Genomic DNA, 21,148 nt, shown 5'->3' with positions numbered 1-21,148 from the left:
GCCGGACCGGCAAGGGGCGAAGAATAAGCCTTGCCGGGCATCAACAAAGATGCCTGAAGTCACGTGCGGGGCTGGAAAAAAAAAGCGCCCTCATCGATGAGGGCGCTTGATCGGCAGGCTCACACCGGCTTCACACCATCGGCAGCTTCAAACCCTGCTCTTTCGCGCACTGCACCGCGATGTCGTAGCCGGCATCGGCATGGCGCATCACGCCGGTGCCGGGATCGTTCCACAGCACTCGCGCCAGACGCTTGTCGGCTGCCTCGCTGCCGTCGCACACGATCACCACGCCGGAATGCTGCGAATAACCCATGCCCACGCCGCCGCCGTGATGCAGCGACACCCAGGTGGCGCCGCCGGCCACGTTGAGCATGGCGTTCAGCAGCGGCCAGTCGGACACGGCGTCGCTGCCGTCCTGCATCGCCTCGGTCTCGCGGTTGGGGCTGGCCACCGAGCCGGAATCCAAGTGATCGCGGCCGATCACCACGGGCGCCTTCAGCTCGCCCTTGCGCACCATCTCGTTGAAGGCCAGGCCGAGCTTGTGGCGCAGGCCGAGGCCGACCCAGCAGATGCGCGCCGGCAAGCCCTGGAAGCTGATGCGCTCGCGCGCCATGTCCAGCCAGCGGTGCAGGTGGGGATCGTCCGGGATCAGTTCCTTCACCTTGGCGTCGGTCTTGTAGATGTCTTCCGGATCGCCGGACAGCGCCACCCAGCGGAACGGACCCACGCCGCGGCAGAACAGCGGACGCACATAGGCCGGCACGAAGCCGGGGAACTCGAAGGCGTCGGCGCAGCCTTCGTCCTTGGCCATCTGGCGGATGTTGTTGCCGTAGTCGAAGGTGGGAATGCCGGCGCGCTGGAACGCCAGCATCGCTTCCACGTGCGTGCGCATGGAGTGCTTGGCGGCCTTGGCGGTGCCGGCCGGATCGCTCTTGCGGCGCTCGAACCACTGCTCCACCGTCCAGCCGCTGGGCAGGTAGCCGTTGACCGGGTCGTGCGCGCTGGTCTGGTCGGTGACCGCGTCCGGCTTCACGCCGCGGCGCACCAGTTCCGGCAGCACGTCCGCCGCATTGCCGAGCAGCGCGATCGACTTCGCTTCGCCGGCAGCGGTGTACTTGGCGATGCGCGCCAGCGCGTCGTCCAGGTCGGTGGCCTGCTCGTCGACATAGCGGGTCTTCAGGCGGAAATCGATGCGGCTCTGCTGGCATTCGATATTCAGCGAACACGCACCGGCCAGCGACGCCGCCAGCGGCTGCGCGCCGCCCATGCCGCCCAGGCCCGCGGTGAGGATCCACTTGCCCCTGAGGCTGCCGCCGTAGTGCTGGCGGCCCATTTCCACGAAGGTCTCGTAGGTGCCCTGCACGATGCCCTGCGAACCGATGTAGATCCACGAGCCGGCGGTCATCTGGCCGTACATCATCAAGCCCTTCTTATCGAGCTCGTTGAAGTGCTCCCAGTTCGCCCAGGCCGGCACCAGGTTGGAATTGGCCAGCAGCACGCGCGGCGCATCCGGGTGGCTGGGGAACACGCCGACCGGCTTGCCGGACTGGATCAGCAGGGTCTCGTCGTCGTTCAGTTCACGCAGCGCGCGCAGGATCGCGTCGAAGCATTCCCAGTTGCGCGCGGCGCGGCCGATGCCGCCGTACACCACCAGCTCGGCCGGGTTTTCCGCCACCTCCGGGTCGAGGTTGTTCTGCAGCATGCGGAACGGCGCTTCGGTGAGCCAGCTCTTGCAGCTCAGCTCGCCGCCGCGCGGCGCGCGGATGGTGCGGGTGGTGTCGATACGCGTCGGGGCATTCATGGGAAATCCTGACCAGCGGGGGAAAAAAGCAATTATGGGCGCCCGTTTTCGCCGCCGCCAACTGCACTGCGGCAAAACCGCGCCGCCGCCGACCCGACCGTTTGGCCGATTGCCGCCCCGCCGGGGCGGGACCAGACTTTTGCGCAGGGGAATCAAGGCACTGGCCGCCGTCGCGGTTCGAACGGGAGGCTCCCATGTACGCGACACGTACGACTTATTACCTTGCCGCGCTCGCCGTCGGCGTGCTGATGGCCGGCTCCGCCACTGCCGCCGACAAGGCCGCGCCGAAGAAAACGCCGGGCGATGCGGAACTGATCGCCAGCGCGATGCGCGCCGCGCCACCGGGCGTCGCCAAGGGCGCCACCATCATCGCGATGAATGCGGACGGCAGCACGCGCACGCTGCGCAAGGGCACGAACGACTACACCTGCATGCCGGACAACCCGGAAACACCCGGGCCGGATCCGATGTGCATGGACAAGAACGCAATGGAATGGGCGCAGGCCTGGATGGGCCACAAGCCGCCGCCGACCGGCAAGATGGGCGTGATGTACATGCTGTCGGGCGGCACGGATGCGAGCAACACGGATCCGTATGCGACGAAACCGGATGCAAGCAATCACTGGATCAAGACCGGCCCGCACATCATGGTGGTGGGCGCCGATGCGGCGTTCTACGACGCGTATCCGAAAGGCGCGGACCCGGATACGTCGGCGCCATATGTGATGTGGGCGGGGACGCCGTATCAGCATCTGATGGCGCCGGTGAAATAACCCCGCAGCGGCTTTCACCACGGCGTAGGTTGGGGTGAGCGCAGCGAACCCCAACGTGGCTGCCGCGGTGAGAGGTCCGTTGGGGTTCGCTGCGCTCACCCCCACCAACCCGGGAGCCCGCCCGATTGATGTCCGAAAACGGCGAGTCCCCCGCCGCCCCCGGTGCTAGCCTGCGTGCATGGCCACCGTCCCCACCCCCAACGCGCCCCTCCCCGACCGCCTCTGCGAACAGGCCCGCCTCAGCCGCGACGCGCGCTTCGACGGGCTGTTCTTCACCGCCGTCACCAGCACGCGCATCTACTGCCGCCCGGTCTGCCCGGCACCGTCGCCGAAGGCGGAGAACGTGCGCTATTACGCCAGCGCCGCCGCGGCCGAAGCGGCCGGCTTCCGTCCCTGCCTGCGCTGCCGGCCGGAACTGGCGCCGGGCAACGACAGCTGGCAGCGCGGCGACCATGTGATCGCACGCGCGCTGAAGCTGATGGAGCAAGGCGTGCTGGAAGACGACTCGCTGGAAGACATGGCGCAGCGATTGGGCGTCGGCGCGCGCCAGCTGCGCCGCGTGTTCGTCGAGCGCCTGGGCGCGCCGCCGATCAGCGTGCACACCACGCGCCGCCTGCTGTTCGCGAAGCAGCTGCTGACCGAGACCGAGCTGCCGGTGACCGACGTCGCGCTGGCCTCCGGCTTCCGCAGCCTGCGCCGCTTCAACGCGGCGTTCCAGCAGGCGAACCGGATGCCGCCGCGCGAACTGCGCCGCCATCCGGCGAAGGCGGCGGACGGCGGCCTGGTGCTGCGCCTCAACTACCGGCCGCCGTACGACTTCGAGGCGATCCTGGCGTTCCTGCGCACGCGTGCGCTGCCGGGCGTGGAGCAGGTGGACGAGCACAGCTATGCACGCGTGTTCGGCCCCGCGGATGCACCCGGCTGGCTGCGCCTGAGCGCGTGGCCGAACGGCGAGCACGCACTGAAACTGGAACTGCAATGCCCGCAGCCGGCGCGCATGCTCGGCGTGGTGTCGAAGCTGCGGCGCATGTTCGACCTGGACGCGGACCCGCAGGCGATCGGCGCCGTGATGGATGCCGGCGGCGTGCTGAAACCGCTGCACCTGCGCCGCCCCGGCCTGCGCCTGCCGGGCGGCTGGGACGGCTTCGAGATCGCGGTGCGGGCGATCCTCGGCCAGCAGGTGAGCGTGGCGGCGGCGCGCACGCTGGCCACGCGCATCGTGCAGCGCTGGGGCACGCCGGTGACGGGCATCGTGGCGCCGGGGCTGGAGCGCCTGTTTCCCGGGCCGGAACGGCTGGTCGACGTGGACCTGCGCGAAGTGGGCCTCACCTCGGCGCGCGCGAACACCGTGCAAGGCGTGGCGCGCGCGCTGCTGGACGGGCGCATCGATTTCCGCAGCGAACAGCCGCTGGACGCGTTCGTGGCGAGCTGGGTGGAACTGGCCGGCATCGGCGAATGGACCGCGCACTACATGGCGATGCGCGCGCTCAGCCACCCGGATGCGTTCCCCGCCGCGGACCTGATCCTGCGCCGCGCCGCCGCCGGCGACGGCGCGGAACTGAGCACCAAGGCGCTCACCGCGCTGGCCGAAGACTGGCGCCCCTGGCGCGCCTATGCGGTGATGCATCTGTGGCGCGCCGCCACCGACGCGGCCGAGCGCGCCAAACCGAAGGCAAAGAGCGCATGAGCGAGACGATCTGGTACGACGTACTGCCCACCCCGATCGGCCAGCTGCTGCTGGTGGCGGATGCGCATGGCTTGCGCGAGGTGTGGTTCGAGACCGGCCGGCAGCGCAAGTCGCCGCAGCCGGAATGGGTGCATGCCGCCAAGCCGCTGGCCCAGGCACGCCGCCAGCTGGAGGAATACTTCGCCGGCGAACGCACATCCTTCGAGCTGAAACTGCATCCCGTCGGCACGCCGTTCCAGCTGGCCGTGTGGGAGGAACTGGGGCGCATCCCCTATGGCGTGACGATCAGCTACGGGGAACTGGCGCGGCGCATCGGCCAGCCCGCGGCGATGCGCGCGGTGGGTGCGGCGAACGGGCGCAATCCGATCCCGATCATCCTGCCCTGCCACCGCGTGATCGGCAGCAACGGCAGCCTCACCGGCTTCGGCGGCGGGCTGCCGACCAAGCGTTTCCTGCTGTCGATGGAAGACCGCATCGCGCACGGCGACCTGTTCGCGCTGCCGTAGCGCGGGCCGCGGCGCTCAGCGCTGCGGCGGCTGCTGGTTCTGCGGCTGCGCCTGCGGCGTGGGATGCAGCTGATCGAGCACGGACGGCGGCGGCTTCTTCGCCGTCGACGACTGCCGCACCGGCTGCGGCAGCACCACCGGCGCGCTGGACGATGCGGCGCGGTACTGGTCCACGGCCGCGCGCTGGCGCGCGTCGAAGCGGTCCTGCTGGGCCTGGTTGGACAGGTCCAGCCCCTGGGCCGCGGCGGGATTGTTCGCCAGCGGCTGGCGCACCGCCGCCGCATTGCGCTGGCGCTGCTGCTCCTGCAGCTGGCTGGTGCGCAGCTTGTCCTGCAGGATCGCCTGCTGGTTCGCCTGCTGCGAATTGATGGCGTTGTAGTTGGGCTGGTAGTTGGGCTGCTGCGCCTGCTGGCGCTGCTGCTGTTGCGCGGCGGCCGGCGCCGCGACGGCCAGCACCGCCAGCCCGAGCAGGGCTGGCCGGACAAGACGCTGTATGGACAGAGATGTAATGGTCATACGAGTGCGCGATGATGGTGGGATTGCCTGGATCATCGTATGGACTCGCGCATGAAAATCCTGTTTCGCCTGCTGTTCTGCTCCGTTGCCGCATTCAGCGCCGGGTGTGCCACCCGTCCCCCGGCTAAACCCGCGCCGGTGGTCAAGGCCGCGCCGGCCCCGCTGCTGCTGATCTCGATCGACGGCTTCCGCGCCGACTACATCCAGCGCGGCCTCAGCCCCACCCTGGCCGCGCTGGCCCACGAAGGCGTGCGCGCCCAGGCCATGCAGCCGTCGTTTCCGTCGCTGACCTTCCCGAACCACTACACCATCGTCACCGGCCTGCGCCCGGACCACCACGGCATGGTCAACAACACCATGTTCGACCCGGAGCTGGGCGAGTTCTCGCTGAGCAACCGCGCCGCCGGCGCCGACGGCCGCTGGTGGGCCCAGGGCACGCCGATCTGGGAGACCGCCGGCCGCCAGGGCCTGAAGACCGCCACCATGTTCTGGCCCGGCAGCGAAGCACCGATCCACGACTACCGTCCGGACCACTGGCTGCCCTACGACGGCGCCATGTCGCCGGAGCAGCGCGTGGACACGGTGCTGAGCTGGCTGGACCTGCCGGCCGGCGAACGCCCGACCTTCCTCACCCTGTACTTCGACGACGTCGACCATGCCGGCCACAGTTACGGCCCGGATTCGAAGCAGGTGAACGAATCCATCGCCAAGGTCGACAGTGCGCTCGCCCACCTGGTCGACGGCCTTAAACAGCGCGGCCTGCTCGACCGTATCAATATGATCGTGGTGTCCGACCACGGCATGGCCAGCGTGCCGGCCAAGCACAACGTGATGGTGGACAAGCTGGTGCCGCTGAACCAGGTGCAGGTGGTGAGCCTGGGCGTGCTGGCCGGCTTCAACGCCAAGCCGGGCCATGACTTCGCCAAGATCGAGGCGAAGCTGGAGAAACAGCAGCAGCACATGCAGTGCTGGGACAAGACGCGCATCCCCGCGCGCCTGGCCTACGGCAAGAACCCGCGCGTGCCGCAGCTGGTGTGCCTGGCCGACGTGGGCTGGCGCGTGACCACCAGCGACTACGTGGCCAAGAAGCTCAAGAAGGGCGACAAGCTGAGCCTGGGCGAGCACGGCTACGACAATGCCGACCCGACCATGCAGGCGCTGTTCGTCGCGCGCGGCCCGGCCTTCCGCCAGGACACCGTGCTGCCGGCGATCTCGAACGTGGACGTGTATCCGCTGATGACCCAGCTGCTGGGCCTGACACCGGTGCAGAACGATGGCGATGCGCAGGCGTTGAAGGGTGCGCTCAAGCCATAACGCCTGTCGTAGGTTGGGGTGAGCCGCAGGCGAACCCCAACATCAAGGCCTCGCACTGTTGGGGTTACTGGCTGCATCAGCAGCCAGCCCTTTGGGCCATCCGCTACGCGGATGTTCGCTACGGCATCCTGCCTTCGCAGTCGCCTGCGGCTCACCCCAACCTACGCCAAAGTGATCAGAGCTCCGCCAGCGGCGGCTCGTCGCCCTTCGACGGCGGCCCCGGCAGCGGCGCCAGATGGCGCAGCCGCCACGCGATCAGCAGCCCCGCCAGCACCAGCGCGCCGACAAAGGCCGCCACGCCGTTCCAGCCATGGGACGCATAGAACAACCCGCCGCCCGCACCGGCCAGGCTGGAACCCATGTAGTACGCGAACAGATACATCGACGACGCCTGCGCCTTGGCCAGGCCCGCGCGGCGTCCCACCCAGCTGCTGGCGATCGAGTGCCCGCCGAAGAAACCGAAGGTGATCGCCACGATGCCCAGCACGATCAGCGCCAGCGGCGCGGTCAGGGTCAGCAGTACGCCGGCCAGCATCAGCGCGAACGCGGTCCACAGCACCTTGCGCCGCCCCAGCTTGCCGGCCAGATGTCCCATCCAGGCCGAACTGAACGTACCGATCAGATAGACGCTGAAGATCAGGCCCACCACCGCCTGGCTCAGCCCGTACGGCGGCGCCAGCAGGCGATAGCCGATGAAGTTGTAGACGGTGACGAAGGCGCCCAGCAGCAGGAAGCCCTCGGCGAACAGCCACGGCAGGCCCGCGTCGCGGAACGCGCCGGCAAAGCGCTGCTGCAGGGTTTTCCAGTGAAACGGCTGCACCGTGAAATGCCGCGACGGCGGCAGGCTGCGCCAGAACACCAGCCCCGCCAGCAGGCCGATCGCACCGACCGCGCCCACGCCCGCGCGCCAGCCGACAAAGTCGGCCATCACGCCGGCGACCAGGCGTCCGCCCATGCCGCCGATCGCATTGCCGCTGATATACAGACCCATCCCCAGGCCGATCGAATCCGGATGCATCTCTTCGCTGAGATACGTCATGGCGACCGCGGGCAATCCGCTCAAGGTCAGCCCGAGCAAGGTGCGCAGCACCAGCAGCATGTGCCAGTCGCGCACCATCGCGGTGGCGATGACCAGCAGCGAGGAGGTGAGCAGCGACACCGTCATCACCGACTTGCGGCCCCAGGCGTCGGATACCGCGCCGGCGACCAGCATCGCGACCGCCAGCACGCCGGTGGTGACCGACAGCGACAGCGCCGCGCCGGCCGCGCTGACGCCGAAGTCCTTGCTGAACTCCGGCATCAGCGGCTGCACGCAATACAGCAGGCCGAAGGTGGCGATACCCGCGGCGAACAGCGCGAAATTGGTGCGCCGGAACAGCGGCGTGCCGTGGCGGATGAACTCCTCGTCCGCGCGGTTCGCGGCGGCCTGGGCTTGCATGGTGGTCCCGTGCATAGTGGTCTTTGGCGGCGCGCCGGGGACTGGCGCGTCCGTCCAGGATAGAACCATCGTGCGGTGCGATCGACCGGACTTATTCCAGCCGCAGCAGCCAGCCCTTGCCCGGTTCGACAGGAATCGCATCGCCCGGCTTGAACGTCGCCGCCGGTTGGAAGCCCGGGATCGCCGGCGCCACCAGTTTCGCCTTGGCCGGATTCAGGCCCAGCGCCTTCCAGTCGATGGCGAGTTTCGCGTCGGTCTTCTCCGGCGCCCACGAGGCCAGTGCCACCAGGGTGCCCTGCCCCTTGCGCACGTAGCTGGTGGCGAGCACGTCGTCGCGGCCGGTCTTGACCGGCGCATCGTGCACCCACCAGCCGATCATCTCGGCCTTGGCGATGCCGAAGTCGTCCCACAGCTTCCACAGCGGACGCGGATCGCTCTTGGGCGACCAGCCCAGCCGGCTGGTCATACCGAACACCATGCCGCGCCACGGGTTGCCGTCGTTCTGCAGCATTTCGCCCATCAGGCCGTAGGGGATGCCGGAGATCTCGGTCAGCCAGTACGCCGGCGTGCTCTTCTCGTAGTCGAAGTATTCGCCGAACCACAGGCGGTCGATGTAGGGGAACAGCTCCATGTACAGCAGCGCGCTGTTGATATAGCCGTCGCGCGGGTTGTACTGGTTGGCCGAGTGCAGGTCGATCAGCGGATCCTGCCGGCGTGCCTGCAGCACCTTGCGCACGCGCTTCATGGTGATGCGGTCGTAGGCGACGTCGTCCAGATACAGCCCGTCGATGCCTTCGTTGCGCGCCAGCCAGTCCAGGCCTTCGATGTAGTAGTTGTGCCAGCGGCTCTGTCCGGCATTGATCACCGCCGCGTCGCGGTTTTCCGGCACGTGCCAGGCGGGGATGTAATCGCCGTCCATGTGTTCCTGCAGCCAGGAGAAGCCGCCGCCCTTGCCGGCGCTGATCACCTCGTGGCCCAGCGATTCGAGCATGGGCAGCTCGGGCGCGCGGTCGGACAGCTCGCGGATGGTGTCGTAGATCTTCACCCGCATGCCGCGCTGGTGGGCCGCGTCGATGTACTTGCGCATCGCCTCGGCTTCCAGGAACGGATAGTTGATCCACGGATTGATCGGCGTGGCGTGGTGGATGTTCACCACGTTGGCGCCGTCGGCCTTGATCGCGTCGAGGTCGCCGTACTTGTGGAAGAAGCGCTGGCCGAACTGCTGCGCCGGCTGGATGGTCTTGAACGGCGTCACGCGCAGGACCACGTCGTAGCGCAGCGTCTGCCCTGCCTTGAGCGTGCGCGAGCCGCTGAAGGCGCGCACCAGGTAGCGCTCCTTGCCTCGCTCCAGATCGATGCCGCCCTGTCCGCCGTTGTCCCAGGACTGCGGGATGCGCAGCGGCTGCTGCTGGTAGAAATTGGTGTTGAGCGGGCGCAGGTAATGTTCGTCGCGCAGGTGGAATTCCAGGCCGGCGTTGACCGCGCCGATCCACGCACCGTCCTGGTTGTTGCGCACGTTCCAGTGCCAGCTGTAATCGGCCGGCGCTTCGCCGCCCTGCTGGCCGAGGCCGAGCTGGTAATGGGCCACCTCGTTGCGCAGCGGAATCTCCAGGCGGATGTCGCCGATCTGGGTTTCCTTGTCGGCCTGCAGCTCGATCGCGTATTGCAGCGTGCCGTCCGCTTCCAGCGACGCCTTCACTTCGCCGCGCAGCGGGCCGGCGTTGCCGGTCACCGTCCAGTGCACCTTGCCCGGGCCATCCGTTTCCACTTTCGGCGCGCCCTTGCCGGCGAGCGGATGCACACCCGAGCCGTCTTCCACCAGCAACTGCATCGGCGCCTGCAGCAGCGCCTGCGGCTGCTTGGCGAAGCCGGTCATGCGCTCGTCGAAGCGGCTTTGGATTTGTGCGGGCAGGCCGCTGTCGGCGAGCGAGATGTCGCGGCCAAGAATGTCCAGCGTCGCGCCTTTCACCGCGATGGGCGTGAACGGCTTCACCACCGTGTCGTCCTGCGCCAGGGTGGAATCGAGCCAGCGCAGGCGGGTGAGCTTGAACGGATCGTCGTCGCCATGCGCAACCGCCACGCCGTCGCCTACCGTGATGGAAAGCGGCACGCGCTGCGCATCCGCGCCGTCGGCACCGACGGTCACTTCGCCCTGGTATAGGCCGGGCTTGGCGTCCGCGGGAATATCCACGCCCATCCACAACGGCTGCACACGGCCCTTCGCCACGTCCACGCGGGTGTCGAACGGCCGGCCGGTGTAGTCGATGCCGCGCAGGTTGAAGCAGGTCAGCGCGGTGGCGGGGATGATCGCGCCGTCGGGGCCGTGCAGGTCGCCGAAAGCCACGCGCACCGCGTTTGCAGGCGCGCGCGCTGCCCACAGGCCGATCTGGAAGCTGAGGTATTCGCCACGTAGCACGGTGTCGCTTAAATCGCCGCCAGGGCCGCGTTGCGCCCAGGAAGCCGGCAGCGTGTCGAACATGCGCACGGGGTTGGCGCGCGTTTCCGGAAACAGCAGCAGCGGCTCGGCATGCTTCGCCAGCAGTGCATCGAGTTCGGCCGGCGTGGCGGTGCGTTCCATGTCGGTATACGCATCGAAATCGTCGACCGCTTCGTAGCGCAGCACCTGCGCCTGCGGCAGGCGTTTCCAGGCCGAGGCCTTGCCGAGCTTGCCGGCCCAGGCCGGGTCGGCGATGTCGCGCGCCGCGACGTAGGTGACCACCGGGTAATTGCTGCGGCCGCCGCCGACGTAAGGCTGGTAGTACACCGCGTAGGTGCCTGCCTTCGCTGCCTGGAACACCAGTTCGCCGGATGCGCGGTCGATGGTGCCGGTGACGAGGTTGGCCACCGGCGTGCCGTCGGGATCGGCCACGATCACCGCCACCTTCTCCGGATGCGCATCGCGGCGGCGCCAGGGGATCACCACGTGTATGGCCTCGGCCGGCGCGTCGACTTGCACGAGATAGCGATGGTTGCCCAGCCGGGCCGGATCCCAGCGCAAGGCCGGTGCGCCGTGTTCGTCCGCCTGCGCCATCGGCGCCAGCGCCAGCGACGCTCCCGCCACCATGCAGGCCAGCACTGCCCGCGCGTAGAAATGCCGCATCGTCCACCTCGCCCATGCTGCTAAACGGAGGTGTTTAACCCGATGCGTGCGGGCGAGGCAAGTTCCGGACGTCTGGACGGCCGCGATTCAAGCGCCGCGGTCGGTGCGCAATGTGCGCAGTTCCTCATCGTGGCCGGCCGCGCCGCGGCCGCTGATCCAGCCGAACAAGGCAATGCCCGCCACGATCAGCACCGCGCCGCAGGCGGCGTAGCCATGCGGCCAGGCCTCGCCCAGCAGCAGGCCGCCGAGCAAGGTGGCGAACAGCAGCTCCGCCGCCTGCATCGCCTCCACCCCGGCCAGCGCGGTGGGCTCGCTGCGCACCATGTCGGTGGCGCGGAAGAACAGCACAGTGGCGATCACGCCGGAGGACAGCGCTACGCCGCCGGCGAGCAGCACGTCGCGCCACGACGGCGGACCGACCGTGGCCCAGGCGATGCCGGCGAACAGCAGCCACAGCGGCCAGCTGCACAGCGTCATGCCGAACACGCGCTGCACCGCGCCGAGCCGTGCGTGGCCGTGCTCCAGATGCAGCAGCAGCATGCGATTACCCAGCGGATAGGCGAACGCCGACACCACCACCGCGCCGATCGCCAGCCAGTCGCCCGCGCTCAATCGCCCCTGCGCATGCCCCCATTGCAGCGCGAACACGCCGGCCACGATCAACGCGCCGATCGCCAACGTGCGCCAGGCCAGCCGGCCGCGCGCATCGCGGTAGATCAGCGGCGCCATCAGCGGCCCGGCCAGCACGGTGGTCTGGAAGCTGCCGGCGATCAGCCACGACGGCCCGCTGCTGGCGGCCCAGGTCAACGGCACACCGAACAGCACGAAACCCACGCTGCTCCACAGCAGCCAGGTGCGCGGATGGCGGCGCAGCTCCCGCGGCAGCTCGCCCAGCCCGCCCTGCCAGGGCAGCACCAGGGCGAGCAGCGGCAAGGTGATCAGATAACGCAGGATGCCCGCCCACGCCCAATGCCCGCCGCCGGCGACGAAGCTGCGGTTGAGCACATAGGTCAGCGTGAAGAACAGCGCCGAGCACAGGGCGAGCCCGACGGCGGCGAGAGCGTTGGAGCGCATGGGGAACTCAGGACGGGTGGAACGAAGATCGATCTTAGGCGATGCGGCCGGCATGCCGGCGTCTACAGGTTCGCCTGCAGATCGGCCAGCGTGATCATCAGCAGCATCGGATCGAGCGGAGAAGGATCGAAGCCCACGTGGCGGTAGAACGCGCGCGCCTCGTGGCTGAGCGCATGCACGAGCATGCCGCGGATGCCGATCGCATCGGCCGCGTGGCCCATGCGCAGGCAGGCGTCGCGCACCAGGGCGCGCCCCAGGCCCTGGCCCTGCCAGGCGCGATCGACGGCCAGCCGTCCCAGCACCACCACCGGCACCGGGTCGGGCATGTTGCGGCTGAAGCGGCTGGTGGCGATGTCCCCGGCCACCGCGCTGGAGGCCAGCGCGTAGAACGCGACCACGCGTGCCCCCTCGCAGGCGACGTAGGTGCGCGAAGCACCCGTCGCCTGGTTGTTGATGGCTCGCCGCCTGAGCCAGCGGTCGAGGCTGTCGACGCCGCAGGCGAAGGGTTCGAGCTGGTGGTGCGCGGACAGCGGTTGCGGAGCGGTCAGCGTCACGCCTTGTCCCAGGGGGCCTTGCTGCGCAAGGTCTGGCGCAGGCGTTCATTGGACTGGGGCGGCTCGTCCAGGCGCTCCAGGAAGGCGGTGTATGCCTCCGGCGTGGCCATGACGACCGCCTGCTCCAGCAGGGCTTCCTCGGCGGCCGTGCGGGCGGCGTCGAGGACGAAGTCGGTGCGGGTCTTACCCCGGACCTGGGCGGCTCGGTCGATCAAGCTGCGGTCCTCCGGTTTGATACGAAGGTTCAGCGTATCCCGCTTGGCGGAAGGAGCGTCGGGTTTGGTCATGAGATTCAGACTCCAGGCAAGGCTCCAGCCTAGCAGGACGTACTGACAATGTCATTACGTGCAGGCCGCCATTACCCCTGCAGCGGCAAGCTCAGGCGCACTTCCAGCCCGCCGCCTTCGGCATTGCGCGCGCCGACCTCGCCGCCGTGCACCTGCGCCACCCGGCTGACGATGGCCAGGCCCAGCCCGTGGCCCTCCGCCTTGGGCGCGTTGCTGCCGCGGAAGAACGGGCGGAACAGCTGGGACAGCTCCTCTTCCGGCACGCCAGCGCCGTGGTTGCGCACGATCAGCTCGGCATGCCCGTGCTCCGCCCGCACCGCCAGCTCCACGCTGCCGCCTTCGGGGCTGTACTTGAGGGCGTTGCCGAGCAGGTTATCCAGCGCACGCTCCAGCAACTGGCCGCTGCCCGAAACCCAGGCCGGCGCCTCGATCGCCGCATTCAGGCGCAGGCCGCGTGCCGAGGTCTCGATCGCCGCCTTGGCCACGCATTCGCGTGCCAGCGCGGCGAGGTCCACCGGTTCGCGCTCCATGCCCGGCAGGCCGCCTTCCAGGCGCGAGAGGGCCAGCATCTCGCCGGTCATGCGGTCCAGGCGGACGATCTCGCGCTCGGCCTGGGCGAAGTACCCGGCGGCCTGTTCGCCGTCGCTGCGCCGGGCCAGGTCGAGGATCAGCTGCAGCCGCGCCAGCGGCGAGCGCAGTTCGTGCGAGAGGTCCTGCAGCACGGCGCGGTCGTGCGCGACCAGCGCCTCGATGCGCACGGCCATGGCGTCGAAATCCTGCGCCAGCTGCGACAGCTCGCCCGGCCCGCGCCGCCCTTCCGGGCCGACCCGCGTCGACAGCTCGCCCGCCGCCATGCGCCGCGCCGCGCGCTGCATTGCTTCCACCGGCCGCGCCACGCCGCGCGCGAACCACCAGCCGATCAGCACGATGAACAGCAGCGAGAGCGCGAACTGCACGGCCAGGTAGATCTGGTTGCGCGTCTGCATGGGAATGCGCGAATGCGTGCGGCTGAGCGCGACCAGCTGGCGCGTATGGCCATCCGCGCCGCCCACCTGCTGCACGGCGAGATAGATGCGCGGATACGGCTGCATCACCAGGTCATGCCCCGACGCCAGCCACTGCGGCAACTGATCGCGCACGCTGCCCGGCAGGCGGATCGGCACCAGCGGCGCCCCGTTCTCGTACAAGGTGGCGTCGACACCGTCGCGGCGCTGGTCGCGGATCCATGCTTCGAGGCCGCCGGTGCCTCCGCTTGCATAGGCTTCGTTCGCGCTGTCGGCCAGTGCGGTCCAGTTGATCTCCACCGCGGTGTTGTATTCGATGAAGCTGCGCGTGACATAACCGCCCAGCAGCAGCACCGCCAGGTTGGCCAGCACGATCCACACCAGCAGGCGCCAGAACAGCGAGGTCTTGAACGGATTCATGCCACGCCCACCACCAGCACGTAACCGGCGCCGCGCACCGACTCGATCCGCGGCGCCTGTTCGGACGCCTCCGCCAGCTTGTGCCGCAGGCGGCTCACGTGCACGTCGATGCTGCGGTCGAAGCGCTCCAGCTCGCGCCCCAGCGCCATGCGTGTCAGCGTGGCCTTGTCCACCAGCTGGCCGGCGCGCTGGGCCAGCGCCAGCAGCAGACCGAATTCCGCACCGGTCAGCGACAGCTCCGCCTCGCCCGCATACGCGCGCCGCTCGCCCGGCAGCAGGCGCAGCACGCCCACCTCCAACGTGCCCGCCGCGGCCGGCGAATGGCGGCGCAGCTGCGCGCGCACGCGGGCCAGCAGTTCGCGCGGCAGACAGGGCTTGGAAAGGTAATCGTCGGCGCCGAGCTCCAGGCCGATCACCCGATCCACCGGCTCGCCGCGCGCGGACAGCATGATCACCGGCAGCCGGTGCTGCAGGCGCAGCTCGCGCAAAGTCTCCAGGCCGTCGCGGCCGGGCATCATCACGTCGAGGATCAAAAGGTCCGGCCGCTGCGCGGGATTGCTCAGCCGCGCCAGCGCTTCCTCGCCGTCGTGGGCCACGTCGACCGTGAAACCCTCCCGGCGCAGGTATTCGGCCAGCAGGTCGGTCAGGGCGCGGTCGTCGTCGGCAAGCAGGATTCGTTGCATGAGTCGCTGGCGTGGGTTTTTGCGCCATTCAAACGGCGCGGGAGCCCAGGAACCACGGGCTTTACGCTTCTTTACCCATCGGCAAAAAACATACACGCGGGGTTGTCGTCAAATACTCCGCAAGTCCCCCCAACCCGAAAGGTGAAGAACATGCGCAAGTCCCTCTTCCTCGGCCTGGCCCTCGCTTCCGCCATGACCCTTGGCACCGCGGCGTTCGCGGCCGGCCAGGACGGCGGCCAGCATTTCGGCGGCCATCGCGGCGGCCACGGCTTCATGGCCATGCAGAAGCTCAACCTCACCGACGCGCAGAAGGCCAGCATCCACGACCTGGTCAAGAACAGCTTCAGCCAGAACAAGGCCCAGCGCGACGCCCTGCGCGCCCAGCGCCAGTCCTTCGAGTCGATGACCCCGGACCAGGCCGGCTACCAGGCCGCCGCGGCCCAGCTGGCCCAGGCCGAAGCCGCCGCCACGCAGACCCGCGTGCAGCAGCAGGCCCAGATCAAGGCGCAGATCTACGCCCTGCTGACCACGCAGCAGAAGGCGCAGTGGGCCGCACTGAAGCAGGAGCGTGAACAGCGCCGCCAGCAGTGGATGCAGTTCAAGGCGCAGCAGAAGGCCGCCGGCTCCAGCGCGTCGACGGCCCAGTAAGACCTTCTCTGGAAGGGTAGTGCCCCGGTGAAAGCCGCGTCCGCCCCGTGCGGACGCGGCTTTTTTACGCCGGCATCAAGGCCGCGCCGGCGGCGGCCACCTGGGCGTCCTGGGCGGACTGCATGCCGGAGACGCCGATCGCACCGACCACCTTGCCGTCCCGGTACAGCGGCAGGCCACCGTCCAGCGGCAGCAGGTTGTCCATGCCGAGCAGGCGCAGGCCCAGTCCGCCGTCGCGCACGGCATCCTCGAACAGCTTCGACGGGCGGCGGAAATTCACCGCCGTTTCGGCTTTCGCCTGCGCCACCGCGACGCTCGCATGCTGCACGTCGTCCAGCGCATGCAGCATCACCAGATGGCCGCCGCTGCCGACGACAGCGATGGCCATCGGCCAGTCGTTGCGCTGCGCCTCGGCCTGCGCCGCGGCCATCACGCGAGCGGCATCGGCGAGAGAAATCGGCGCGCCGTACGAAGGCGGGCGGCTCATGCGCGCACCGTGGCGAGGAATTCGCGCAGCAGCGGCAACACCACGTCGGGACGTTCGATATTCGCGTGATGGCCCGCGTCGGGCACGCGGATGAGGCGCGCATCCGGCAAACCGGCGGCGAGGCGCTCGGACAGCTCGATCACTTCCGGCTGGTCTTCCTCGCCTACGATCAGCAGCACCGGCATGCGCAGTTCCGCCAGACGCTCCGGCGCGGGGATCGGCGGATTACGCTGCAGCGAAGCGTGCTTCCAATAGCCGTCTGCGCGGCCGAAGTTCCATGCACTCATGGCGGCGATGCGTGCGCGTGCTTCCCGGTTGCTCTGCTGTGGCGTGCGGCGCGGCCCATCCACAAAGCTGCGCAGCGAGGTTTCCAGCAAGGCATCGGCATCGCCGCCCTGCACCGCCGCCCAGAACGCCTGCGCCTCCGCCGTGCGCGTGGCGTAGTAGCCCCAGTAGCCGGCGCCGATCAGCGCCAGCGCACTCACCCGCTGCGGATGCGCCAGCGCGAAATCCAGCGCCGTGCCGGCGCCGCCGGAACAGCCGAGCAAGGCAGTGCGTTCGATGCCGCTGTCGTCGAGCACGCGTTGCAGGTCTTCGTGATGCGAGAACGGCGTGGCCGGCATCGACGAGCGGCCGAAGCCGCGCAGGTCGTAGCGCAGCACGCGGTGGTCATCGGCCAGCGCGGCGAATGCTTCGTCCCACTGGCCGCTGTCGACCAGGAAGCCGTGCAGCATCGTCACGGCATCGCCGCGCCCCGCTTGTTCGGCATGGAAATGCACGCCGTCGGCCTCGATCCAGCGCGCCTGCGGCGCGCCGGTCTTCTTGTGCAAGAAAGTCGCTGACATGAAGGCCTCTCCTCAGCGGCTGGCGCGCACGTCGCGCGCTTCCACCGCATCCACCCACACCGGTGGCGCATAGCCGGCCGGCTTGTCGCCCACCGCGACGCCACCGTGGATGCGGGTCTGCTGGCGGTCGGCGAACATGTAGTACGGGAATGGCGCGTCCGGTGCGCTGGCTTCGTCCAGCCGTGCACGCAAAGCGTCCGGCAGCGTGAAGTCGAGTGCGCCGAGGTTGTCGTCCAGCTGCGCCAGCTTGGTCGCGCCGACGATCAGCGCCGCGATGCCCGGCCGGTTCGCGGCCCAGTTCAAGGCCACCTGCGCCATGCTGCGGCCGCTTTCGCGCGCCACTTCTTCCAGCGCGGCGACGATGCGCCAGTTGCGCTCGGTGAAGCGCTCGAAGCCCGGCGCCGCGGTGACCTTGGCCAGGCGCCCATCGCCCTCTCCGCCGGCCTGGCTCGGCCGGTACTTGCCCGACAGCAGGCCCATGCCGAGCGGACTCCACGCCGTAATGCCCATGCCCAGCTCGGTGGCCAGCGGCACGAACTCGTGCTCGATATGCCGCTCCACCATCGAGTACTCCAGCTGCATGTTCACCAGCGGCGTCAGCGCATGCGCCTCGGCATAGGTCTGCGCACGCGACGCATACCAGGCCGGTGTGTCCGACAGGCCGGCGTAGCGGATCTTGCCGGCGCGCACCAGGTCGTCGAGCGTGCGCACCACTTCCTCGGCCGGCGTGATGCGGTCCCAGGTGTGCAGCAGATAGAGGTCGATGTAATCCGTGCGCAGGCGGCGCAGCGAGCCTTCCACCGCGCGCAGGATGTTCTTGCGGCCGTTGCCGCCGGCATTGGGATTGCCGGGCTGCGCGTTGTAGCTGAACTTGGTGGAGATCACCACGCGGTCGCGCACGCCGGCCTGCTCCACGAACTTGCCGAGCAGGCTTTCGCTGCTGCCTTCGGTATACATGTCGGCGGTGTCGATGAAGTTGCCGCCGGCGTCGAGATAGCGGTCGAACATGGCGCGCGCGGTGTCTTCCGCGGCGCCCCAGCCCCAGTCCTCGCCGAAGGTCATGGTGCCGAGCGAAAGGCGGCTGACGCGCAGGCCGGAGCGGCCCAGGGTGTAGTACTGGTCGAGTGACATCGTTCTGTTCCTTGAAAGCGTGGGTGGGGAGGTCAGGGCTAAGAAAATCAGGGCTGGAAAAATCAGGGAAGACGGCCGACCTTGGCGTTGCCGAACAGCACCTGGCGGGTCTGTTCGAGCTGCATGAAGTCGTGCGGGAAACCGAGTTCGATGGCGCTGGCCTGGTCCAGGCGGCGGCGTTGTTCGTCGCTGAAGGCGATCTCCAGCGCGCCGAGGTTGTCTTCCAGCTGCTTGAGCGTGCGCGCGCCGACGATCGGACCGGTGACGGCGGGATGCAGCAGCGTCCACGCCAGCGCCACCTGCGATGGCGTGCGTTCCAGTTCCAGCGCTATCTGCTTGACCACCTCGGCGATATCCAGGGCGCGCGGCGTCAATGCGCCGATCGCCGCGGCGACATCCTTGCGCGTGCCGGTGACGTCGCTGCCGACGACCTGGCCGACGTGGGCCAGGTCCGCGCGGCTGTACTTGCCGGTCAGCACGCCGCTGGCCAGCGGCGACCAGGCCAGCACGCCCAGGCCCAGCTCTTTTGCCATCGGCAGCAGCTCGCGCTCCACCGTGCGCTCGGCCAGGTTGTACTGCACCTGCAGCGCCACCAGCGGTGCCCAGCCGCGCAGGTCGGCCATGGTCTGCATGCGCGCAACCTGCCAGGCCGGCGCGTCGGAGATGCCGGCGTACATCACCTTGCCGGAGCGCACCAGGTCGTCGAAGCCGCGCATCACTTCTTCCACCGGGGTGAGGTCGTCCCAGGCGTGCAGGTAAAGCAGGTCGATGTAGTCGGTATCGAGGCGGCGCAGGCTCGCTTCCACCGAACGCATCATGTTCTTGCGGTGGTTGCCGCCGCCGTTCGGATCATCCGGCCGCATGTTGAGCGAATACTTGGTGGCCACCACCAGCGAATCGCGGCGCTCGCCGATGAACTGGCCGAGCAGGCGTTCCGAGCTGCCGCCGGTATAGAAGTTGGCGGTGTCGATGAAGTTGCCGCCGCGCTCCACGTAGAGGTCGAAGATGCGGCGCGACTCGGCAGCGTCCGAACCCCAGCCCCAGTCCTCGCCAAAGGTCATGGTGCCGAGCGAGAGGCGGCTGACGCGCAGGCCGGAGCGGCCGAGGGTGTAGTAGCGATCGAGCGGCATGGTCGGAGTCCTCCGGTTGGGATGGAGGCAGTCTGGCCCTTGCCATTGCGTAGAAAAATACGGATTCTTTTGAAGCGTTATTTAGGAAATCTAATCAATGCGCGACGACCACTCCCCCACCCTGCGCGCCTTCCACCTGATCGCCCGCTACGGCAGCTTCACGCGCGCAGCGGCCGACATGGAGGTGACCGCTTCCGCGCTCAGCCAGACCATGCGCCAGCTGGAGCAGCGCGTCGGCGTGCGCCTGCTGCAGCGGACCACGCGCAAGGTCGGCCTGACCGAAGCGGGCCGGCAGTTCCTGCAACGCATCACCCCGGCGCTGGCCGCGATCGACGGCGCGCTGGACGAACTGCGCCAGCATGGCGACCGCCCCGCCGGCACCTTGCGCGTGACCGTGCCGGAGATCGTGCTGGACTGGCTGGTGGCGCCGCTGCAGGCGGATTTCCTGCGGCGCTGGCCGGAGATCACGCTGGATATCGGCGTCACCGGCGGGCTGGTGGATCTGGTGGCCGAGGGCTACGACTGCGGCATCCGCCTGGGCGAACGCCTGGCGCGCGACATGGTGGCGGTGCCGCTGGGCGGCAAAGTGCGTTCGATCGTGGCGGCCGCGCCGGGGTATCTGGACAAACATGGACGGCCGCAGCATCCGCGCGATCTGCAGAACCATGCCTGCATCCGCAACCGCTACGTGACCAGCGGCGCGATCTACCGCTGGGAGTTCGCGCAGCGCGGACGCTGGTTCGATCTCGACGTGGGCGGGCCGCTGATCGTCAACCATCCGGCGCTGGCGATCCGCGCCGCGCTGGACGGACTGGGCCTGACCCATACGCTGGAGCCGGCGGTGCGCGAACATCTCACCGCCGGCCGCCTGGAAAGCGTGCTGGACACCTGGCTGCCGCCCTACGACGGTTTCTATCTGTACTACCCCAGCCGCTTCCAGGTACCGCCGAAACTGCGCGCGTTCATCGACTTCCTGCGCGAGCGCATGGCTCAGCGATAGCGGTAATGCCCTTCGACCCATACGTGCGGGCCGGACCAGTAGCCCGGCACCCACACGCGGCCGCGCGCGGGAACGACGATGCAGCCGCTGAGCGCCGCGGTGGCGGCAAGCAAGGCAGCGCAGAAGAAGATCTTGGTCCGGCCCATTGACGTGCTCCGAGTGGAGAGGTGGGCAGGAAAACGGCGCGTGTGAAATGGCGATGACGAAGCGGCGCGGCGCACGATGCCGTGCGTTCAGGCCGCGGAGGGACGGCGTTCAGCGTGCGGCGCCGTCCCAGCGATGATGCAGTGCGGCGTCAGGTCCAGCGGCTGTACGGCTTGCCCAGCGCCATGCGCCCCGCGCCCAGCAGCATCACCGCGATGGCGCCGCCCAGGTACATGCCCTGCAGCTCCAGCGCCCAGCCGCCGGTGTCGGCCAGCGTCAGGAACTGGCTGGTGTGCACCAGCAGCAAGGCCACCACCATGTTGACCGCGACGATCAGCGCGCCGATGCGCGTCCACAGGCCCAGGATCAGCAGCAGCGGCGCCACCACTTCGCCCACGTACACGCCGTAGGCGAGGAACGACGGCAAGCCCTGCTGCGCCAGCACCTGCACGACGAAGCCCGGGCCGTGGATCAGCTTGGACACGCCATGGAACAAAATCAGCGCGCCCAGCACCACGCGCAGCACCAGCTTGCCCAGTTCGTTGGATGAGGACTGCATGGAAGGCTCTCCGTCGGCATAGCGGCCGCCCCGCGCGGCCGGGCGTT

The 21,148-nt window shown here is 68.9% G+C and carries 21 protein-coding genes; 6 read left to right on the top strand and 15 right to left on the bottom strand.

Annotated elements, in window-relative coordinates; translation table 11 throughout:
* Nucleotides 1-130: 130 nt before the first annotated feature.
* On the bottom strand, nucleotides 131-1,801 hold the full coding sequence (hutU, locus tag KK141_RS04620; RefSeq protein WP_214571577.1) for a urocanate hydratase: 1,671 nt from the start codon (nucleotides 1,799-1,801) through the stop codon (nucleotides 131-133).
* Between the two features lie 194 nt (nucleotides 1,802-1,995).
* On the opposite strand from hutU, the gene KK141_RS04615 reads away from it, so the two are divergent.
* The 3 genes from KK141_RS04615 to KK141_RS04605 all read left to right on the top strand — a co-directional run bounded on the left by KK141_RS04615 (nucleotide 1,996) and on the right by KK141_RS04605 (nucleotide 4,767).
* On the top strand, nucleotides 1,996-2,574 hold the full coding sequence (locus tag KK141_RS04615) for a hypothetical protein (protein WP_214571578.1): 579 nt from the start codon (nucleotides 1,996-1,998) through the stop codon (nucleotides 2,572-2,574).
* A gap of 178 nt (nucleotides 2,575-2,752) precedes the next feature.
* Nucleotides 2,753-4,261 (top strand): DNA-3-methyladenine glycosylase 2, encoded by a 1,509-nt coding sequence (locus KK141_RS04610; RefSeq protein ID WP_214571579.1) that lies wholly within the window; start codon nucleotides 2,753-2,755, stop codon nucleotides 4,259-4,261.
* Nucleotides 4,258-4,767, top strand: a complete 510-nt coding sequence (locus KK141_RS04605; RefSeq protein WP_214571580.1) for a methylated-DNA--[protein]-cysteine S-methyltransferase — start codon at nucleotides 4,258-4,260, stop codon at nucleotides 4,765-4,767. The genes KK141_RS04610 and KK141_RS04605 overlap by 4 nt, the downstream gene beginning before the upstream one ends.
* A 15-nt stretch (nucleotides 4,768-4,782) precedes the next feature.
* On the opposite strand, the gene KK141_RS04600 is transcribed toward KK141_RS04605, so the two are convergent.
* Nucleotides 4,783-5,283 (bottom strand): hypothetical protein, encoded by a 501-nt coding sequence (locus tag KK141_RS04600; RefSeq protein ID WP_214571581.1) that lies wholly within the window; start codon nucleotides 5,281-5,283, stop codon nucleotides 4,783-4,785.
* Nucleotides 5,284-5,334: 51 nt separating this feature from the next.
* Between KK141_RS04600 and KK141_RS04595 the strand changes: the two genes are divergently transcribed.
* On the top strand, nucleotides 5,335-6,597 hold the full coding sequence (locus tag KK141_RS04595) for an ectonucleotide pyrophosphatase/phosphodiesterase (protein ID WP_214571582.1): 1,263 nt from the start codon (nucleotides 5,335-5,337) through the stop codon (nucleotides 6,595-6,597).
* Nucleotides 6,598-6,772: 175 nt separating this feature from the next.
* Here the strand turns inward: KK141_RS04595 and KK141_RS04590 are convergent, their stop codons facing one another.
* From KK141_RS04590 to KK141_RS04560, 7 genes are all read right to left on the bottom strand, one after another.
* Nucleotides 6,773-8,035, bottom strand: coding sequence for an MFS transporter (locus KK141_RS04590; RefSeq protein ID WP_214571583.1), 1,263 nt, complete (start codon nucleotides 8,033-8,035; stop codon nucleotides 6,773-6,775).
* 91 nt (nucleotides 8,036-8,126) lie between these two features.
* Nucleotides 8,127-11,135, bottom strand: coding sequence for a glycoside hydrolase domain-containing protein (locus KK141_RS04585; protein WP_214571584.1), 3,009 nt, complete (start codon nucleotides 11,133-11,135; stop codon nucleotides 8,127-8,129).
* Nucleotides 11,136-11,222: 87 nt separating this feature from the next.
* The gene (locus KK141_RS04580) at nucleotides 11,223-12,209 is read right to left on the bottom strand and encodes a multidrug resistance efflux transporter family protein (protein WP_214571585.1); all 987 of its coding nucleotides are present in this window, start codon (nucleotides 12,207-12,209) and stop codon (nucleotides 11,223-11,225) included.
* 62 nt (nucleotides 12,210-12,271) lie between these two features.
* Nucleotides 12,272-12,763, bottom strand: a complete 492-nt coding sequence (locus KK141_RS04575) for a GNAT family N-acetyltransferase (RefSeq protein ID WP_345777592.1) — start codon at nucleotides 12,761-12,763, stop codon at nucleotides 12,272-12,274.
* On the bottom strand, nucleotides 12,760-13,050 hold the full coding sequence (locus KK141_RS04570) for a DUF1778 domain-containing protein (RefSeq protein ID WP_214571586.1): 291 nt from the start codon (nucleotides 13,048-13,050) through the stop codon (nucleotides 12,760-12,762). The genes KK141_RS04575 and KK141_RS04570 overlap by 4 nt, the downstream gene beginning before the upstream one ends.
* Nucleotides 13,051-13,121: 71 nt before the next feature.
* The gene (locus KK141_RS04565) at nucleotides 13,122-14,474 is read right to left on the bottom strand and encodes a HAMP domain-containing sensor histidine kinase (protein WP_214571587.1); all 1,353 of its coding nucleotides are present in this window, start codon (nucleotides 14,472-14,474) and stop codon (nucleotides 13,122-13,124) included.
* Nucleotides 14,471-15,157, bottom strand: a complete 687-nt coding sequence (locus KK141_RS04560) for a response regulator (protein ID WP_214571588.1) — start codon at nucleotides 15,155-15,157, stop codon at nucleotides 14,471-14,473. The genes KK141_RS04565 and KK141_RS04560 overlap by 4 nt, the downstream gene beginning before the upstream one ends.
* A 150-nt stretch (nucleotides 15,158-15,307) precedes the next feature.
* Between KK141_RS04560 and KK141_RS04555 the strand changes: the two genes are divergently transcribed.
* A complete protein-coding gene (locus tag KK141_RS04555) occupies nucleotides 15,308-15,805 on the top strand; it encodes a Spy/CpxP family protein refolding chaperone (protein ID WP_214571589.1) in 498 nt (165 codons plus the stop codon).
* Nucleotides 15,806-15,869: 64 nt separating this feature from the next.
* On the opposite strand, the gene KK141_RS04550 is transcribed toward KK141_RS04555, so the two are convergent.
* The 4 genes from KK141_RS04550 to KK141_RS04535 form a co-directional block, all read right to left on the bottom strand.
* Nucleotides 15,870-16,292 (bottom strand): heme-binding protein, encoded by a 423-nt coding sequence (locus tag KK141_RS04550; protein WP_214571590.1) that lies wholly within the window; start codon nucleotides 16,290-16,292, stop codon nucleotides 15,870-15,872.
* Nucleotides 16,289-17,137 carry an alpha/beta hydrolase gene (locus KK141_RS04545; RefSeq protein WP_214571591.1) on the bottom strand — a complete coding sequence of 283 codons (849 nt, stop codon included), beginning with the start codon at nucleotides 17,135-17,137 and terminating at the stop codon, nucleotides 16,289-16,291. Before KK141_RS04545 ends, KK141_RS04550 begins: the two co-directional genes overlap by 4 nt.
* 12 nt (nucleotides 17,138-17,149) lie before the next feature.
* Complete coding sequence (locus KK141_RS04540; RefSeq protein WP_214571592.1) at nucleotides 17,150-18,268, bottom strand: aldo/keto reductase; 1,119 nt, start codon at nucleotides 18,266-18,268, stop codon at nucleotides 17,150-17,152.
* A gap of 62 nt (nucleotides 18,269-18,330) precedes the next feature.
* Entirely contained in the window at nucleotides 18,331-19,398 is a 1,068-nt protein-coding gene (locus tag KK141_RS04535) for an aldo/keto reductase (RefSeq protein WP_214571593.1), read from the bottom strand.
* Between the two features lie 97 nt (nucleotides 19,399-19,495).
* Here KK141_RS04535 and KK141_RS04530 point away from each other — a divergent pair, with 97 nt between their 5' ends.
* A complete protein-coding gene (locus KK141_RS04530; RefSeq protein WP_214571594.1) occupies nucleotides 19,496-20,398 on the top strand; it encodes a LysR family transcriptional regulator in 903 nt (300 codons plus the stop codon).
* Here the strand turns inward: KK141_RS04530 and KK141_RS04525 are convergent.
* Nucleotides 20,389-20,544, bottom strand: a complete 156-nt coding sequence (locus tag KK141_RS04525; RefSeq protein ID WP_214571595.1) for a hypothetical protein — start codon at nucleotides 20,542-20,544, stop codon at nucleotides 20,389-20,391. The two genes, KK141_RS04530 and KK141_RS04525, sit on opposite strands and share 10 nt — an antisense overlap.
* Nucleotides 20,545-20,693: 149 nt before the next feature.
* Nucleotides 20,694-21,101, bottom strand: a complete 408-nt coding sequence (locus KK141_RS04520; RefSeq protein WP_214571596.1) for a DoxX family protein — start codon at nucleotides 21,099-21,101, stop codon at nucleotides 20,694-20,696.
* Nucleotides 21,102-21,148: the final 47 nt, after the last annotated feature.

The organism is Dyella sp. LX-66 (assembly GCF_018599165.1).
Taxonomy (GTDB): domain Bacteria; phylum Pseudomonadota; class Gammaproteobacteria; order Xanthomonadales; family Rhodanobacteraceae; genus Dyella_D; species Dyella_D marensis.
The sequence above is the reverse complement of the archived record's forward strand: the minus strand, read 5'-3'. Positions and strand labels throughout refer to the sequence as shown.

Bases quoted from the DNA above. Each gene is read 5' to 3' on its own strand.
- KK141_RS04590 (WP_214571583.1), bottom strand. From the start codon at position 8,035: ATGCAAGCCCAGGCCGCCGCGAACCGCGCGGACGAGGAGTTCATCCGC.
- KK141_RS04520 (WP_214571596.1), bottom strand. From the start codon at position 21,101: ATGCAGTCCTCATCCAACGAACTGGGCAAGCTGGTGCTGCGCGTGGTG.
- KK141_RS04560 (WP_214571588.1), bottom strand. From the start codon at position 15,157: ATGCAACGAATCCTGCTTGCCGACGACGACCGCGCCCTGACCGACCTG.
- hutU (WP_214571577.1), bottom strand. From the start codon at position 1,801: ATGAATGCCCCGACGCGTATCGACACCACCCGCACCATCCGCGCGCCG.
- KK141_RS04550 (WP_214571590.1), bottom strand. From the start codon at position 16,292: ATGAGCCGCCCGCCTTCGTACGGCGCGCCGATTTCTCTCGCCGATGCC.
- KK141_RS04585 (WP_214571584.1), bottom strand. From the start codon at position 11,135: ATGCGGCATTTCTACGCGCGGGCAGTGCTGGCCTGCATGGTGGCGGGA.
- KK141_RS04595 (WP_214571582.1), top strand. From the start codon at position 5,335: ATGAAAATCCTGTTTCGCCTGCTGTTCTGCTCCGTTGCCGCATTCAGC.
- KK141_RS04525 (WP_214571595.1), bottom strand. From the start codon at position 20,544: ATGGGCCGGACCAAGATCTTCTTCTGCGCTGCCTTGCTTGCCGCCACC.
- KK141_RS04545 (WP_214571591.1), bottom strand. From the start codon at position 17,137: ATGTCAGCGACTTTCTTGCACAAGAAGACCGGCGCGCCGCAGGCGCGC.
- KK141_RS04570 (WP_214571586.1), bottom strand. From the start codon at position 13,050: ATGACCAAACCCGACGCTCCTTCCGCCAAGCGGGATACGCTGAACCTT.
- KK141_RS04535 (WP_214571593.1), bottom strand. From the start codon at position 19,398: ATGCCGCTCGATCGCTACTACACCCTCGGCCGCTCCGGCCTGCGCGTC.
- KK141_RS04555 (WP_214571589.1), top strand. From the start codon at position 15,308: ATGCGCAAGTCCCTCTTCCTCGGCCTGGCCCTCGCTTCCGCCATGACC.
- KK141_RS04605 (WP_214571580.1), top strand. From the start codon at position 4,258: ATGAGCGAGACGATCTGGTACGACGTACTGCCCACCCCGATCGGCCAG.
- KK141_RS04600 (WP_214571581.1), bottom strand. From the start codon at position 5,283: ATGACCATTACATCTCTGTCCATACAGCGTCTTGTCCGGCCAGCCCTG.
- KK141_RS04565 (WP_214571587.1), bottom strand. From the start codon at position 14,474: ATGAATCCGTTCAAGACCTCGCTGTTCTGGCGCCTGCTGGTGTGGATC.
- KK141_RS04615 (WP_214571578.1), top strand. From the start codon at position 1,996: ATGTACGCGACACGTACGACTTATTACCTTGCCGCGCTCGCCGTCGGC.
- KK141_RS04610 (WP_214571579.1), top strand. From the start codon at position 2,753: ATGGCCACCGTCCCCACCCCCAACGCGCCCCTCCCCGACCGCCTCTGC.
- KK141_RS04540 (WP_214571592.1), bottom strand. From the start codon at position 18,268: ATGTCACTCGACCAGTACTACACCCTGGGCCGCTCCGGCCTGCGCGTC.
- KK141_RS04580 (WP_214571585.1), bottom strand. From the start codon at position 12,209: ATGCGCTCCAACGCTCTCGCCGCCGTCGGGCTCGCCCTGTGCTCGGCG.
- KK141_RS04530 (WP_214571594.1), top strand. From the start codon at position 19,496: ATGCGCGACGACCACTCCCCCACCCTGCGCGCCTTCCACCTGATCGCC.